This window comes from Actinotignum timonense (genome assembly GCF_900155575.1).
GTDB lineage: Bacteria > Actinomycetota > Actinomycetes > Actinomycetales > Actinomycetaceae > Actinotignum > Actinotignum timonense.
Window position 1 is genome coordinate 2,215,094 of record NZ_LT706966.1, and the last position, 15,196, is coordinate 2,230,289.

A 15,196-nucleotide genomic window follows, 5' to 3' on the forward strand; every position below is an offset into this window, starting at 1 on the left:
GCTTTTTGAGCCGGCGAATAACCTCGTGACCTGGAAGGATATCGACGGTAAGGAGATCGGCACCTCGGTGGCGCATTTCGCCGAGGACGGGAAGAGCATCACGCTGGCCAATGAGGCCACTCCGAATGCCGGAGCCACCTACGTGCGCGAAGGCACGCCGGAAGCCGAGCTCATGGCGCGCGGGCAGAAAAGCGAGTGCGCGCCGAAGTAGAGAGCTCGGCTTATCCGGCGTGTGCTACCGGTATTTCAGGTCCTACCGGCATTCGAGGGCGAAACGCTTGAGGTCGCTCAGGACCTCGCGGCTCTCCTCCAGCCACACCTGCCCCACCGGGAAGACGTGGCCCAGGGTTGCCCCGCGCGGGGGCCGGTAGGAATGGCATTCCACCGGGATTCCCTTGCGGGAAAGATATCCAGCAAAGAGCAGGGTTTCGAATTCGATAAAGTCATCTGAACTCGTGACCAGATAAGCCGGCGGGAGCTCGCAGCGCGAAACGAGCTTTTCGGCGCACAACAGCTCTTCGCCGAGCACTTGCACGGCGCGGTCGATGAAGCCCCCCATCTCCGTCAGATAGGCGAGAGTGGGAGTGGCGGCGTCGTCGTTCCCACCACCGGGGCGGCCGGAAACGAAAGGCACCAGGTCCGAGAGGTCGAAAAGACCGGAGACGAAAGCCATGCCCGCAACGGCGAGCCGCTCCTCCCCCAGAACGGCAGGCGCCGGGGCGTGCGGCGCGGTGCCCGGCGCAACGGCAGGCGCGTCAGGCGCATCCAGGGCCGCGAAAATTTCAGGATTACGCAAAGCCGCAACCGCGTACAGCCCCAGGGTGGCGCCGGCGGAATCCCCCGTGATCACAACCGAATCCGGATCAACCGGGTAATCATCGAGGTGGCGCGCAATCCAGGCGCAACCCGCGAGCACATCGCGGAGCTGGTCGAGGAAATCAGCAGCCGGGGCGAGCCGGTAGCTCAGCGAGAAAACCGCGCAACCCCGCTCCGCGAGATGGACTCCGAAATTCTTGTTGAGATCCTTCGTTCCGTAGACGAAACCGCCACCGTGAATATCGATGTAGACCGGCAGCGCTTTGCCGCCGCGCAGGTACGCATCGTGGGGAAGGTAGAGATCCAGGCGGTGGAAGGGGTTGGTTTCCCCGTCGGGAAGATAGGGAATATCCGCGATCACATCCACCGTGTCCGGGGTGTGCCAGCGTTCGCACCGCACGATATCAACATCGAGAACGAAAGATTTCCGCACCTCGATGGCACGTTGCCGGATCGCGGCGTCAACGCCGGCCAGATCCTCATCAATAGGCGTCCACGTGCGGGCCCGGGCAATATTCTCCGGGGTATCAGGATGCATGTGTTGTCCTCACTACTTGGTTCATGAGCGCGCGGCTATTCAGCACTTGGCTATTCAGCGCTCGGCTCATGACACTTGAGTTAATTGCACTCGATTAATTGGCGCGCGGCTACTCCGCCGGCATATCTTCGAGCTCAACACCGGCAGTTTCCGGAAGCGCCTTCATCACGAAGATCAAGCTCACGGCGGCGAAGACGGCGTAAAGCAGGTAGACGTTACCCGTACCGATGGCGTCTTTCAAGGGCGGGAAAGTGGTCGAGACCAGGAAGTTCGCGATCCAGTTCACCGCGCTTGCCACCGCAACGCCGAGGGCGCGGATGTTGTTCGGGAAAATCTCCCCGAGCACAATCCACATGACCGGGCCCCAGGTGAAGCAGAAGGCCAGGTAGAAGATGTAGACCGATACCAGGGTAATCGGCCCCCACATGCCCGGCAGGGTGATGGATGCGCCGTCGACTTCGGCCTGGTAGAAACCGAGGGCGGCAACTCCCAGGAAGATCGTCATGACGGTGGAGCCGGTGATGAGCAGGAAACGGCGGCCCACCTTGTCAACGATGAACATCGCCAGGATGGTCGCGATAATCGCGCCAATGGTCCGGTACACCGAAATATTCAGGGCGAGCTGTTCGCTGAAACCAACTGACTTCCAGAGCGAGGAATCGTAGTAGAGGATGATATTGACGCCGGAGAGCTGCTGGAGGGCAGCGACCGCCATGGCGATCCAGACCACCTTGCGCAGCCCGAAAGTCTTGCCGCGCAGATCGGAGAGCTTCGCGGCTTTCTCGCCGGAGAGGGTTGCGCGGATTTCCCGGACTTTACCTTCCGGATCCTGTTCGCCGGTGAGGCGCTTCAAAATCGCGGCGGCTTCGTCATCACGGCCCTTCATAACGAGGAATCGCGGGGATTCGGGGAGTTTGAGGGAGACGATGAGCATAATGAGGGCCGGCACGATCATGCTCAGGAGCATGATGCGCCAGGTGGGCATCCCGAACCAGAAGGTTTCGTCGGCACCGCCCGAAGCCTTCGCGTAGGTGGCGTTCACCACCACGGCGGCGAGGATACCGAAAGCGATGGCCATCTGCTGGAAGGAGCCGAGGAATCCTCGCATCTGAGCCGGAGCTACCTCAGCGATTTAGGCCGGGCCGATCACCGAGGCGAGGCCAACGCCAAGACCACCAACGAATCGGAAAATAATGAAGATCCAGACGCTCGGGGCGATCGCCGAGAAAATCGAGCACACCACGAACAGGATTGCCGCGATGAAAATTGTGGGGACACGGCCCAGGCGATCAGCAATATGGCTGGTAAACCAGGCGCCGATCACGCACCCGAAGAGGGCGCAGGAAACCGAGATACCACTCATGAAGGCGCTCAGATCCCAGCCGGTTCGGGAACCGGCAATGGAATCGACCGCGCCGTTGATAACGGATGTGTCGTATCCGAACAGAAAACCGCCGACGGCGGCGGCCAGGCAAACAATAATAATGCGGCGTTTGATGACCGGGTCCAGCGGGGCTTTTGCCGCTGGTGCCGGGGTGCCGCGCTGTTCTTTATTACGCGTCATTGCGCATCTTCCTCTCTATCAACCGCCCCCTTCTCCCATTCGAAGGAGGCACTGTCGAAAGCCGGGGTAAGTGCGGAGCCTGAAGCACATGCGTGCTACTTCCTGCTTCGCGTGAATCTTGGCTGGTGTTGTGCTTCTCAGCCGTTGTGATTCTTGGCTGTTCCTTACCCCTCGCGCCACTGAGCCTAGGCGAAATTTTCCGGGCGGTAGTGCCGAAATGTGGCACACTCTATGCTCAAACGTGACATGGTTGGCGGCCCCGCAGCTTTTCTCACGAAGAATGGGGCCATCACCTCATATCTGGGAGCTGTCCCCTCATACTGGGAGCTATCCCCTCATACCCGGGAGCTATCCCCTCATACCTGACCAGACTCCGGGGCGGCTCGTTACTATGAGAGATGAATCCGCGAGGAGTTAAGCATGATGGATAACCGCATACACACCCCGAGAGAGCCCATCCTCAATCGTGCTTTTTGTGAGGTGGGTTCCATGCCTGCCGAATACCCCGCTCTGGTGCTAGTACATCGCCAGCCGGAAGTGGTTCCGACCCACTGGCATTCCGGAGTCGAGGTCAATTACGTTGTGGAGGGTGGCGGGAGCGTGACTATCGATTCGCGCGTTGAGGCCCTCCACCCGGGAAAGCTCTGCATTATCAGCCCCTACACTCCCCATTCATTTATTACGGAATCACGCGGCGGGAAAGCGCCGCTCATTCTGTCCATTACGTATGACAGCAGCCGTATTGAACGAATTTATAAGAAGGCTGATCTTTATGTGATGTCCGTGGATTCGGCGCGGGCGCGGGATGAAGACCGGCAAGCACTCATTGACTTATGCCTGCGCATGATCGACACCACCCGCATGCTCGGCCCGGAACGGGTTTTCGGAATTAACGCGATCCTTTTCGACATCCTATTTTTGCTCTACCAGAACTTCGTTGTTCGGTGCCGCCCGCGCGGAGTTCGCCGCGCTACCGATACCACGATTCTCGCGATTGTGAGCGATATCGAGCGCCGCCACAAAGAACCGCTGACCGCTGCGAGCGTGGCCGAAGCGCACGGCTATTCGCGCGAGCATTTCAGCCGACTTTTCCGGCTCAGCACCGGGATGACCTTCAAACAGTACGTCACGCAATTGCGGGTCGAGGACGCGTATTACCTGCTCATGGAGGAGCAGGTCCCCACCCTGGAAGATATTGCCCAGCGGGTCGGTTTCCCCAGCACCCGGGCGCTCAATCGCGCTTTTATGGAGCGGCACGGGATGACCCCGCTGGAATATCGCAGAACCCGGTTAGGGAAGAGCAGGTAAAGACGCGGTGAGGAAGAGCGGCTGGCAAAACGGTTGGCAAAGGGCAGCCACCGGGAGGAATAATCCCGGAGCTGCCCTTCACTTCGATTTTTACGGTTAGCGGCGCGTAGGCCACTTCAGCCGGCTAGGCGGCCGGGGTTTCGGCCGGAGCCTCTGCCGCGGGTTCAGCCGAAGCCGGCTTAGCCGAACCAATCTGAACCTTGCGACCCTGCGAACCCGCGGTGGTCTTCACCGAGACGGTCAGCACGCCATCACTCAGATCCGCATCCACCGTGGTGGTATCCACCGCCTGGTCGAAGCCGAGGCTGCGGGAGACGGAGCGCGTGCGCGTACCGCCCTCAATTTCCTCTTCTTGCGAGGCCTTGAGGGTGATGTGATCCGGGTAAACGTTGAGGTCAATATCCTCCGGCGCGAACCCGGGAACATCGAAGAGAACTTCGTATCCATCCTCAGTTTGCTTGAGCTGCGAACGGTATTGCAGCGCGAGATTCTCCAGATCGGAACGCCGCCCGTTCACCATCCGAGTGGGAACGGCGAAAAAGCCATCAAAGGGGCTGAGGAACCGGTCCACCGCGTTGGACACTGTGCGATCAATATCGTATGCCATGGTCAATCCTTCTTTCACTTCTATGAACGACGACGCCGCGCGCCTTGCGGCGCCCGGGGCCTATCGCCTTGACATCAATCTCAACCTCCACTGCCCTGCATTTGTTCCACTCAGGAGTAATTGTTCACTCTAGGCTCAATAGTGGTTGAGTCAGTTACGCTCAGCTTTAGAGAAGGTGTATACCACGACCGACGCCTAACGCGCGCGGCGTATACCCCGGACGAAAGCAAGGAAGAAAAGAAGGCCAGCCCCGGCGAGCGCGGCGCCCAGGCCGGTATAGAAGAAAGCAATAAAGGAATCAGGCAGGAATCCGCTGGCACGCAAGCCAATTCCACCGCCCATCATGATGGCCATAACGAGGTAGGAGCGTGCGTCAAAGAAGTGCCACAAGGGCCGTGCCGAGCACGGATGGGAGCGAATACGCCGGATATGTTTCCCGGCAACTTTGGCGAACATCGCCCCGAAGGCGGCGAAAACGAGCAGAGGAAGCAGGCAGATCCACGGCGCGCCCATGGTGGAGCCCGCGATACTCTCCACACCAATGCGCGCGACGTTCACTCCTGCCAGGCACCACACCCCGCCAGCAAGCACAATCAGCCCGCTCTTAGAGATCCGGAAATAGGGACAGTCGCTCATAAATACTCCTCTAGCGCGGCCACAGCTGCCGGGCGTGCACTTCCGTGCCGTTCACACAGTCAGCGCCACTCAGTTTGCGCCGCTCAGCTCGAGCTACGAGTTCGCGCCGCCCAGTTCGCACTGCTCGCGTCACCAACACTGGTCTGTTCACTCCGCTCGCGCCAGCCACACCGGTACGCTCGCGCCGGTCGCGCCAGCCGCTTAGTTCGCGATCAAGAATAACGCGACAGGTGTCGCTTAGATAGTTATGGGGGAAGCCCGCAATTTCGCCCTGCGCGTAGCTGTAAAAGAGTCCCATGGCACAGTGCTGAGAAATGGTGGCGTAAAAACAATCCGCGACGTACGCTAGTCACGTGACTGCTTTCCGCACGATAATGCGGAAAACCCCATAGCTTGGAAACTACGGGGCCTGCTGTACACCGCCTGGGACTCGAACCCAGAACCCACTGATTAAGAGTCAGTTGCTCTGCCAATTGAGCTAGCGGTGCTCGTTATTCTTTTATGTTTGCCGCCCGCGGCGACGAATAGATACTTTACCCAGGCCCACCACCCAGCGCAAGTTAAGAACCCTACCTAAAGCTGTTTCCTCCCTCACACCACCTCCCCCACTGCCAGATAAGCGCGAGATAGCGCGCTTTGCGACGTCGCACCAACAGCATCCCGCCCAAGAGATGCAACCCTTAACCCAGAGATTAAGGGTCTACGGGCACTTACCCGATGCGACATCGCACCCTCCCCGTTTCCGCGCCTCTACACCCCCGCTTGCGCGAGGAAGAGATACCGGCGGTATTCCCCTTGTTGTAATCCTTGGAATTACCCCTCGCTTGCGCGGGGAAGAGGATAGCGAGGGCGGCTACCTGGTGCCCGACGAGGAATTACCCCCGCCCGCGCGGGGAACAGCTGGCTGACCTGGCTGTTTATCGGCGGCGGACTCGGAAAACGCGATGGAACAAAGTTCCAGATTCACGCTTCCCTCGATGATGCTGACCGGTGCGCTGGAGGCTACAACCGCACCACTTTTCACTTCTCAAATTTAGCTTATTGCGCCATGCCTATACCCTCCACACTCGTTCCGATAAGCAGCATTCCATCCCGATCAAGGACAGGGTGACTGCCGGTTCCCGTACTGGGCAGGGAAAAGCCCCGCTCGCGGGCGGCGTCGTCGTCGTATATAAGAGTGAGACTGCCGGTACCCGCAGCAGATACGGCGCGCGGAATCCCCGCCTGCGCGGGGAAGAGAAGTACGACGTCACATCGCTATCTATTTCTTCAGAATTTACTGGACGAACACCACGCATCCGTTTCGGCAGATTTTTATGTCGTAGGAGTGTGGCACCCTTAAGTCATGAGTTCACAACAGTCAGATCAGCCCGGGGCCGCGGCGTCGCGCCCTCGTCCGCAACTCAATGTTGCCCTGGACCTTCTGGAGGATAAGTATGGGCTCAACCCGCCTGATGATGCGCTTTATGAGGCGTTCACCCAGTGGGCGGAAAGCACCGGGCGGTCGCTTTATCCCCATCAGGAAGAGGCGCTGCTCGCCGCTATTGATGATGCTCATATGATCGTCTCCACGCCCACCGGCTCGGGGAAGTCACTCATTGCGCTCACCGCCATTTTCTGCGGGCTCGCGCGCGGGAAAACCGCGTATTACACCGCGCCTCTCAAGGCTTTGGTATCGGAAAAGTTTTTCGAACTCATCAATGTTTTCGGTGCCGATAACGTGGGGATGGTGACCGGGGATTCCACTATTAATGCCGGTGCTCCGGTGGTGTGTGCCACCGCGGAAATCGTGGCGAACCTGAGTCTGCGTGATGGTGCGGCGGCGGATATCGGCGTGCTGGTCCAGGATGAATTCCACTACTACTCCGATCCGCAACGCGGTTGGGCCTGGCAAGTACCGCTTCTGGAACTCACCCACACTCAGCAGGTGCTTCTTTCCGCCACGCTGGGGGATACCACCTGGCTGGAGGAGGATCTTGAGAAGCGCACCGGGCGCGCCGTCGAATGTATGAGTAACGCGGAACGGCCGGTACCGCTGTCGTTCTCGTACTCCTATCACCCGCTCGGTGAGCTCCTCCTGGAACTCACCTCCACGCATCGGGCACCCGTATATGTGGTGCATTTTTCGCAGCGAGAAGCGGTAGCGCAGGCCCAAGCCCTCCTCACCCACGCGCTTGTTTCCAAGGAACAGAAAGCCCGCCTCCAAGAAGCCCTGGGGGATTTTTCCTTCGGCCCCGGTTTCGGGAAAATTCTCTCTAAGCTGCTCAGGTCCGGTATCGGCGTGCACCACGCGGGCCTCCTCCCCCGCTACCGGCGGCTCGTGGAAAAGCTGGCGCAAGCGGGCCTGCTTCCGGTTATTTCCGGTACAGATACCCTCGGGGTCGGCATTAACGTTCCGATTCGCACCGTTGTGATGACCGGGCTGGCTAAATTTGATGGTCAGCGCAATCGGCACCTGAGCGCACGCGAATTCCACCAGATCGCGGGCCGCGCCGGGCGGGCCGGGTTTGATACCAAAGGCGATGTGATCGTGCAGGCGCCCGAATTTGAAATCGAAAATGCGCGGCTGGTGGCCCGGGCCGGGGATGATCCGGTCAAACAGCGCCGCATTCAAAAGAAGAAGCCCCCGGAAAATACGGTGCTGTGGTCGGAAAAAACTTTTGAGTACCTCAAGGGTGCCGCGCCGGAAACTCTGACGTCCCAGATGCGGGTCTCCCATTCGCTCATGCTCAATTTGTTCCAGCGCCCGGGGGATAACGTCGCGGCCGTCACCACATTACTCACGGATAATCACGAACCGCGCACGGCATCCAACCAGCTTATCCGGCAAGCCACCCGCATCTATATGTCTCTGGAGCGCGCCGGGGTGATCCTCCATCACACTCCGCAATGGTTGGCTGAGCACCCGGGGCACTCCCCCATCGAATACGCGCGTGAAGTTCCTTTTGATTTTGCTTTGAACCAGCCGCTGGCGCCCTTCGCGCTGGCTGCGCTGGATATTCTTGATCCGGACAGCCCGGAGTACGCCCTCGATGTCATCTCGGTTATCGAAGCGGTCCAAGATAACCCCATGCAGGTTCTGTACGCGCAGGAACGCGCGGCGCGCGGGCGTGCCATCGGGCGCATGAAAGCCGCGGGTATCGGCTATGACGAACGCATGGCCGAGGCAGATAAAATCACCTGGCCGCAACCCCTCGCGGAAGAACTAGGCGCGGCGCTCCAGATCTACCGGCAAACCAACCCGTGGGTGGATGATTTCCAGCTCTCCCCCAAGTCCATCGTGCGGGAAATGATCGAAAACGCGATCACCTTCTCCGAATTTATTTCTCGCTATGACCTGGCCCGATCCGAAGGAACTCTGCTGCGTTACCTCACGGACACCTACAAGGCGCTCCGGCAAACCGTTCCGCTGGAAGCCCGCACCCCGGATCTTGAAGACATGACCGGCTGGCTGGGCGGCCTGGTGCGCTCGGTGGATTCCAGTCTGCTGGACGAATGGGAAGCCCTGCGCGATGGCCGAATCACCGCCACGGAGATCGCCAATCTTGACAGCGGCGCAGGGGGCGCCCGCGAGCGCGCTTTCGGGGCGGATGAAGATGGCAAGGTTACGCTTTCGCGCAGCCCACACGCGCTGCGAGTCTCCATCCGCAACGCACTCTTCCGCTTCGTGGAAGCCGTGGCGCACGAAAATCTCGACTGGCTTGATCGAGCAGCCCTGGACGACGGCGCCGGTGTAGCCCGCGGGGACGGCATCCCGCTCTGGCTCGGCGGCCCGGTCTGGGATGGCGATACCTGGATGGATGCTACCGACGCCTACTTCGATTCCTACCAAGAGATCGGCATCGGACCCGAAGCACGCTCCGCCCAACTCGTCACCATGCTGGAACACCCCGACCGAGCGGATTTCATCACCGCCAGCGTCCCTGCGGAACACGTGGATAGCGTTATGGACAACCTAAGCTCCGCCACCGGGCGCCTGCGCGCCTGGTTAGTGCGTCAAGTTTTTGACGACGGCGCAGGTGACAACTCCTGGGGATTCTGGGCAGTTGTGGACCTTGAGGCAAGCGATACTGCTGGGCATGCCATCCTCGACATTATTAGCGTGGGAGAATTATGAGGCGGCTACCCGGAATTCTCAGCCGCTACTCGGCACTGAAAGTATGACGCCAGTTCTGGGGCGATTGTTCCGGCTCTAGGACCATGACGCCAGTTATGAGATTATTTCACCAGTTCGCGGCACAGAGAACTACCATAAACACCGGCGGATACCCGATACCTGTGGAGCTGACACAAACCATGACATATACGGAGCATGACAAGCTTGCTCGCCTTGCTGAACTATCCAGCATCACCCCAACCGCGGAAGAAATCCCCGGGCGCATCACCCTCGTGCGTGACGCCCTACGCGGAGCGGAAGAAGCTGCCGGAATACCGCTCGGCACTGCCCGACTCCAAATCGTGGTGAAACACCAGCCCATCACCGCCATCCGCGCCGCGCTCGCCGCCGGCTCCCGCCTCATGGGCCAAAACTTCATCCAACAACTACAGGACGTAGAAGCCCAGCTCGCGGTGCCCGCAACGGCGGCGGAAACAGGCTCCGGAACCGCGTCTGCACTGGCGCTCAACACGGCTTCCACCTCAACTCCCGGCACCGCTTCAGACTCAACTGAACGCCTCATTCATGATGCCAGCACCTGGGAAGGAAGCGGCACCGCCCCGGCCAGCGCAGGCAACCCGCCCCACTGGACCCACGTCATCGGCCACGTGCAATCCAATAAGGCCGGGCGAGCCCTCGAACTGGCCGATTGCATCGAAACCGTGGATAGCCTCAAATTAGCCCAGCGCCTCAACCGGCTCCAAGGCCGCCTGCTTGAGGAAGGCCACGCCCACGGGCCCTTCTCCATTTACGTACAAGTCAATTCCTCCGGGGCAGCCAGCCAATACGGAATCGACCCGGAACAGGTAGAAGAACTCGTCGGCCAGATCGCGCAGCTCCCCCACCTGCGGATAGACGGCCTCATGACCATCGGCGCGAACACCAGCGACGTACGGGAAATCTCCCGCTCCTTCGCGCTCGTGCGCAAACTACGCGACCAGCTCCAGCGCGAGCACCCCACCGTACGCGAACTCTCCATGGGCATGACCCACGATATGGGTATCGCCGTGGCGGAAGGCTCCACCCAGGTACGGGTCGGCAGCGCCATTTTCGGGCCCCGGCCCGCGGCCTAACAACGGCTACGATTCCGGCTTGCCCGCGGCCTGACTACCGCTACTATTCCTGCGCGCCCGCGCGCTAACTACGCGCCGAAACCGGCACAACCATCGGGGTACCCGTCACCGGATCCGGGATAACCACCGCGGTCAGGCCATAAATCTCCGCGATATTCTCCGGAGTAAACACCTCGCCAGCCGAACCCGAAAAAACAATACGCCCGTCCTTCATCGCGATGACATGGGAGGCGTAACGCGCCGCCTGATTCAGATCATGAAGAACCGCAACCAAAGTCCGCCCCTCCCGATTCAAGCGAGCACACAAATCCAACAGCTCAATCTGGAAGGCAATATCTAAATACGTCGTCGGCTCATCCAAAAAAATAATCGGAGTATCCTGAGCCAGCACCATCGCCACCCACACCCGCTGGCGCTCCCCACCAGACAGCTCCCCCAGCAGCGCATCAGCAAAATCCGCGGTCCCCGTAGCCGCCAAAGCCCGAGCAACCGCCTCCTCATCACGCTTCGACGGCCGCGAAAACACACCCTGATGCGGATAACGCCCCCGGCCCACCAGCTCGGCAACCGTAATCCCCTCCGGAATATGCGGCGACTGCGGTAGCAACGCCAGCTCCCGCGCGAAATCCCGCGAGCCCATCGCCGCAATATCCCGCCCATCCAGCAGCACCCTGCCACTCGCCGGCGAAAGCAACCGCGCCAAACCCCGCAATAGCGTGGACTTCCCGCATCCATTCGCCCCCACGATCACCGTGAACGACCCATCCGGAATCGCCACATTCAAATCCCGCGCCACCGCCACATCGCCATAGCCGAGGCAGAGATCCTCCCCGCGCAGCCGCGCGGCACCGGTAGAAACGTCGGCAGCCGCACTCTCCGCAGCGCCGGCAGCCATCCCAACAGAACCTCCCATATCCACGCCCTCGTTCTGACGCATTTTTATCGCCCCTTCCGTTGCGATAACACCACAACCAGCACATACACCCCACCGACCACCGTGGTAATCGCCCCCACCGGAACCGGCCGCGCCAGCGCAAATTGGGCGAACAGATCAGCCAGGAACAAAATCGAGGCACCCGCCAGCGCGCTATGCACGAGCGAAATTCCGCGCCGCCCGGCCGCCGCCCGCCCCACCTGCGGAGCCGCCAAAGCCACAAAGGCAATAGGCCCGGCCGCCGCCGTCACCACACACGTCAAAGCGATACCGACCGCGAGGATCCCCCGGCGAGCCTTCTCGACCGGCAAGCCGTGGGCAGCTGCGGCGTCGTCGCCCAATTCCAGTTGCCGCAACGGCCGCACGCAACACGCCACCAGCGGCACCAGGCACGCAAGAATTCCCAGCGCCGGCCCCACATTCGCCCACGACGCCTGCCCGAGCGACCCGGCGCCCCACACCGCGAGGCTGAGCGCCACCTCGTCCGAGGCCCGCAACAGCAGCCAGGTATTCGCCGCGCTGAGCATCGCCGTCATGCCGATCCCCACGATGATGAGGCGAAATCCGGACACGCCGTTGCGGTAGGCCAGCGCATAAATAATTATTCCGACGACGACGCCACCTGCCAGCGCGCCCATACTCACCGCGAGGGCTCCGCCCACAAGGAATGTCCGGGTGAGAATAACGCCGGTATAGGCGCCAGCGTTGAAGCCGATAATATCCGGCGAGCCGAGCGGGTTACGGGTGAGAATTTGGAAGAGCGCTCCCGAAAGGCCGAGCGCCGCCCCGAAGGCGACCGCAGCGAGGATGCGCGGCAGGCGCCAGGTGAGAACAACCTGGGCCGCGAAATCCCCCTGGCCTGCGGCAACCGCCCTCATCGAATCCGGGGAGAAGCAGGCAGCCACCTCGGCCGGAGTGAGGGGTAAATCCCCGAGGAGCAGAGCCCCGAGGCAACCGACCACCAGGGCGAGGCTCACCACGGCCGCAACCAGGCGGGAACGGCGTCGTCGTGCAGCGGTGGAGCGAGAACGCTGGGGGCGCGCGGTTACTGGCGCTACGGAGCTTAACTCTGGCGCGGCGGGAACGGACTGCGGCGCGGCACCCGTATGCGGTGCGGCGAGCTGCTGCGCTGCGGGTTGCGGCGGCGTACTCATAGCGCGAAAGCCTTTCGCCGGCGGACGAGGTAGATGAGGACCGGGGCGCCCAGGAAGGCGCTCACCACGGAGACGGGCAGTTCGCCGCTGGGGAGGATGATGCGCGCGAGGATATCCGAGGCGAGGAGCAGGGCCGGCGCCCAGATCGCGGACAGTCCCACGACCCACCGTTGATCCGCGCCCGCAAATGAACGAATGGCATGCGGCGCCATGAGGCCGATGAAGGAAATAGGGCCGGCGATGGCAACCGCGCCTCCGGTGAGGAGCGTCATCGCCGCTATGCCCGCCAGGCGAATGGCGGTGACGTTCGCGCCGAGGGCCCGGGCGGTATCGTCGCCGAGGGCGATGATATTGAGAGCCGGGGTGAGTGCGGCGGCCACGATGAGCCCGAGAGCGAGGAGCGGGAGGACCGGCAGGATCACCTCCCAGGGGCGGTTTTCCAGCGTGCCGGCCGTCCAGACGAGGATTTCGTTGAAGGTGCGCGGGTCGGCCAGGCGCAGGACACCCACAATGCCGTTGAGCACAGCAGAAAGCGCCACCCCGGCCAGGATGAGGCGGACCGGATCCGCGCGGCCGGTGCGCTGCGATCCGATCAGGAGGACCACCGCGGTGGCCGCGAGCGCGCCCGCCACCGCCCACCACATGTAGACGCTCGGCCGGCTGATGCCCGCGAGCGCGATGGCGAGGGTGACCGCGAAACCGGCACCGGCTGAGACCCCGAGGATTCCCGGTTCGGCCAGCGGGTTACGCGAAATTGCCTGGATAAGAGCGCCGGCCACCCCGAGGGCGGCACCGATAGCGATGGCGGCGGCGGTGCGTGGCGGGCGCAAAGTAAGCACTGCTTGCGCGTCCATGGAATCGCCGTCCGCGCCGGAGAGGATAGTAAACAGTGTTCCCGGGGAGATGGGGCGGGCGCCGATGCAGATGGAGAGGATGGCCAGCACGAGAACAGCGATCACTCCGGCGATAAGAGCCACAGCGCGCCGGCGCGCGATGGTGCGGCCGGGGGCGGTGTGGGCGGTGCTGTTCATAACGAGAACAGGCTACCCCAATTAAACAACGCCAGCGTATCCTAATAGGGCATCTGTGGTTTCAGTGACAACCACACGACCACCGCAGCCGCAGGTGCGTCCGGCCGCGAGTGCGGCATCCACGAAAGGAAGTTATGAAGAAGTCCCTGACCGCGTGGGCAGGCACCGTGCTGGTGGCTTGCCTGGCTTTTGCCGGATGCGGTTCTCAGAAGAGTAATGATTCTGCCGATTCTTCGGCGTCCCCTGCCTCGTCCTCCGCGGCGGCGAGTTCCGCGGCGGATGGGACCACCACGAACGAGGCCGTGTTCCCCGCAACGATTGATACAAAATTCGGGCCCGTCACCGTCAAGGAAGCCCCGCAGCGCGTGGTCGCTCTGGGCTGGGGCGATGCCGAGGTGGCGCTTTCGCTGGGCGTGCAGCCGGTGGGCGCTGCCGACTGGCTGGCTTTCGGCGGCAACGGCGTGGGCCCGTGGGTGAGCGAATCCTATGAGAAGACCCCGGAGATTCTGGGCACTATGGAGCTTTCGTACGAGAAGATCGCGGCGCTCAAGCCGGATCTCATTCTCGATGTGAAGACCTCGGGCGATAAGGAACGCCACGATAAGCTTTCCCAGATCGCGACGACGGTCTCGCTGCCGGAAGGTGCGGATAATTGGCTGACGTCCACGAAGGACCAGGTCACCATGATCGGCGCGGCGCTGGGCAAGCCGAAGGCCGCTGCGGCGCAGCTCGATGAGGTGGAGAAGAAGTTCGCCGAGGTCACGGCCGCGCACCCGGATTGGAAGGGTAAGTCGGTGACCGTGGCAACCAAGACTTCCGAGGGCTGGGGCGCCTACCTGAAGGGCGATACTCGCCTGGAGTTCATGACGAAGCTGGGCTTTGTGCAGAATCCGAAGGTGCAGGAGCTGGCCACCGCCGATAGCGGTTTCGCCGTGCAGCTGTCCGCCGAGCAGCTCGATGCTATTGATGCGGATCTGATTGCCGCGTTCCCGATTTTCATTGATACCGCGCAGATTACCGACGACGCCACCTGGCAGAAGGTCCCGGCAGTTGCTGCCGGCCACGCCTTCGTGGTGGACGGCGACCTCTCCAATGCGTTCTCCCTGGGCACCCCGGCCGCGCAGCTGTGGGCTCTGGATAAGCTGACGCCGCTTATTGAGAAGGCTGTGAAGTAAATACTCTGCGAAGTAAATACTCTCGTGGCGAACTGCCTAAGCTGCCCGCTACTGGCGTGCGCATAAATAGGCACAGAACGCCCCGGAACGACCACTTATATGGGTGATCTTTCCGGGGCGTTTTCTGTGGCGCGAAGTAACGCCGTCGCGCGCGGGCGGGTTCACAGCCGCGACATGCTGGCATTCGCGACCACTTCGCGCCGT

At 61.6% G+C, this 15,196-nt stretch carries 10 protein-coding genes, 1 tRNA gene and 1 pseudogene; 4 read left to right on the forward strand and 8 right to left on the reverse strand.

Going from position 1 to position 15,196, the window contains the following annotated elements; translation table 11 throughout:
- Positions 1 to 253: 253 nt before the first annotated feature.
- The gene (locus CZ322_RS09400) at positions 254 to 1,354 is read right to left on the reverse strand and encodes an alpha/beta hydrolase (RefSeq protein ID WP_087071077.1); all 1,101 of its coding nucleotides are present in this window, start codon (positions 1,352 to 1,354) and stop codon (positions 254 to 256) included.
- 109 nt (positions 1,355 to 1,463) lie between these two features.
- Positions 1,464 to 2,918, reverse strand: a pseudogene (locus CZ322_RS09405) (sugar porter family MFS transporter).
- A 420-nt stretch (positions 2,919 to 3,338) separates the two neighbouring features.
- Here CZ322_RS09405 and CZ322_RS09410 point away from each other — a divergent pair.
- Positions 3,339 to 4,226 (forward strand): AraC family transcriptional regulator, encoded by an 888-nt coding sequence (locus tag CZ322_RS09410; RefSeq protein WP_087071078.1) that lies wholly within the window; start codon positions 3,339 to 3,341, stop codon positions 4,224 to 4,226.
- 124 nt (positions 4,227 to 4,350) lie between these two features.
- Here the strand turns inward: CZ322_RS09410 and CZ322_RS09415 are convergent, their stop codons facing one another.
- The 3 genes from CZ322_RS09415 to CZ322_RS09425 form a co-directional block, all read right to left on the reverse strand.
- Positions 4,351 to 4,833: an Hsp20/alpha crystallin family protein gene (locus CZ322_RS09415; protein WP_087071079.1), complete on the reverse strand. Its 483-nt coding sequence runs from the start codon at positions 4,831 to 4,833 to the stop codon at positions 4,351 to 4,353.
- Between the two features lie 195 nt (positions 4,834 to 5,028).
- Positions 5,029 to 5,469: a hypothetical protein gene (locus tag CZ322_RS09420; RefSeq protein WP_087071080.1), complete on the reverse strand. Its 441-nt coding sequence runs from the start codon at positions 5,467 to 5,469 to the stop codon at positions 5,029 to 5,031.
- A 415-nt stretch (positions 5,470 to 5,884) separates the two neighbouring features.
- A tRNA-Lys gene (locus CZ322_RS09425) sits at positions 5,885 to 5,957 on the reverse strand.
- 857 nt (positions 5,958 to 6,814) lie between these two features.
- Here CZ322_RS09425 and CZ322_RS09430 point away from each other — a divergent pair.
- Together CZ322_RS09430 and CZ322_RS09435 are read left to right on the forward strand one after the other, a co-directional pair.
- On the forward strand, positions 6,815 to 9,586 hold the full coding sequence (locus CZ322_RS09430) for a DEAD/DEAH box helicase (protein ID WP_087071081.1): 2,772 nt from the start codon (positions 6,815 to 6,817) through the stop codon (positions 9,584 to 9,586).
- A gap of 161 nt (positions 9,587 to 9,747) precedes the next feature.
- On the forward strand, positions 9,748 to 10,698 hold the full coding sequence (locus CZ322_RS09435) for a YggS family pyridoxal phosphate-dependent enzyme (protein WP_234984532.1): 951 nt from the start codon (positions 9,748 to 9,750) through the stop codon (positions 10,696 to 10,698).
- Between the two features lie 64 nt (positions 10,699 to 10,762).
- Here the strand turns inward: CZ322_RS09435 and CZ322_RS09440 are convergent, their stop codons facing one another.
- The 3 genes from CZ322_RS09440 to CZ322_RS09450 are packed head-to-tail and all read right to left on the reverse strand — an operon-like array spanning position 10,763 to position 13,817.
- Complete coding sequence (locus CZ322_RS09440; RefSeq protein WP_087071083.1) at positions 10,763 to 11,635, reverse strand: ABC transporter ATP-binding protein; 873 nt, start codon at positions 11,633 to 11,635, stop codon at positions 10,763 to 10,765.
- A 2-nt stretch (positions 11,636 to 11,637) separates the two neighbouring features.
- Positions 11,638 to 12,786: a FecCD family ABC transporter permease gene (locus tag CZ322_RS09445; RefSeq protein ID WP_087071084.1), complete on the reverse strand. Its 1,149-nt coding sequence runs from the start codon at positions 12,784 to 12,786 to the stop codon at positions 11,638 to 11,640.
- Positions 12,783 to 13,817 (reverse strand): FecCD family ABC transporter permease, encoded by a 1,035-nt coding sequence (locus CZ322_RS09450; RefSeq protein ID WP_087071085.1) that lies wholly within the window; start codon positions 13,815 to 13,817, stop codon positions 12,783 to 12,785. Before CZ322_RS09450 ends, CZ322_RS09445 begins: the two co-directional genes overlap by 4 nt.
- Before the next feature lie 134 nt (positions 13,818 to 13,951).
- Here CZ322_RS09450 and CZ322_RS09455 point away from each other — a divergent pair, with 134 nt between their 5' ends.
- Complete coding sequence (locus tag CZ322_RS09455) at positions 13,952 to 14,992, forward strand: iron-siderophore ABC transporter substrate-binding protein (protein ID WP_087071086.1); 1,041 nt, start codon at positions 13,952 to 13,954, stop codon at positions 14,990 to 14,992.
- Positions 14,993 to 15,196: the final 204 nt, after the last annotated feature.

What these genes read in the sequence shown, in the direction of transcription:
- CZ322_RS09400 (WP_087071077.1), bottom strand. Translation starts at nt 1,354, where the DNA reads ATGCATCCTGATACCCCGGAGAATATTGCCCGGGCCCGCACGTGGACG.
- CZ322_RS09410 (WP_087071078.1), top strand. Translation starts at nt 3,339, where the DNA reads ATGATGGATAACCGCATACACACCCCGAGAGAGCCCATCCTCAATCGT.
- CZ322_RS09415 (WP_087071079.1), bottom strand. Translation starts at nt 4,833, where the DNA reads ATGGCATACGATATTGATCGCACAGTGTCCAACGCGGTGGACCGGTTC.
- CZ322_RS09420 (WP_087071080.1), bottom strand. Translation starts at nt 5,469, where the DNA reads ATGAGCGACTGTCCCTATTTCCGGATCTCTAAGAGCGGGCTGATTGTG.
- CZ322_RS09430 (WP_087071081.1), top strand. Translation starts at nt 6,815, where the DNA reads ATGAGTTCACAACAGTCAGATCAGCCCGGGGCCGCGGCGTCGCGCCCT.
- CZ322_RS09440 (WP_087071083.1), bottom strand. Translation starts at nt 11,635, where the DNA reads ATGCGTCAGAACGAGGGCGTGGATATGGGAGGTTCTGTTGGGATGGCT.
- CZ322_RS09445 (WP_087071084.1), bottom strand. Translation starts at nt 12,786, where the DNA reads ATGAGTACGCCGCCGCAACCCGCAGCGCAGCAGCTCGCCGCACCGCAT.
- CZ322_RS09450 (WP_087071085.1), bottom strand. Translation starts at nt 13,817, where the DNA reads ATGAACAGCACCGCCCACACCGCCCCCGGCCGCACCATCGCGCGCCGG.
- CZ322_RS09455 (WP_087071086.1), top strand. Translation starts at nt 13,952, where the DNA reads ATGAAGAAGTCCCTGACCGCGTGGGCAGGCACCGTGCTGGTGGCTTGC.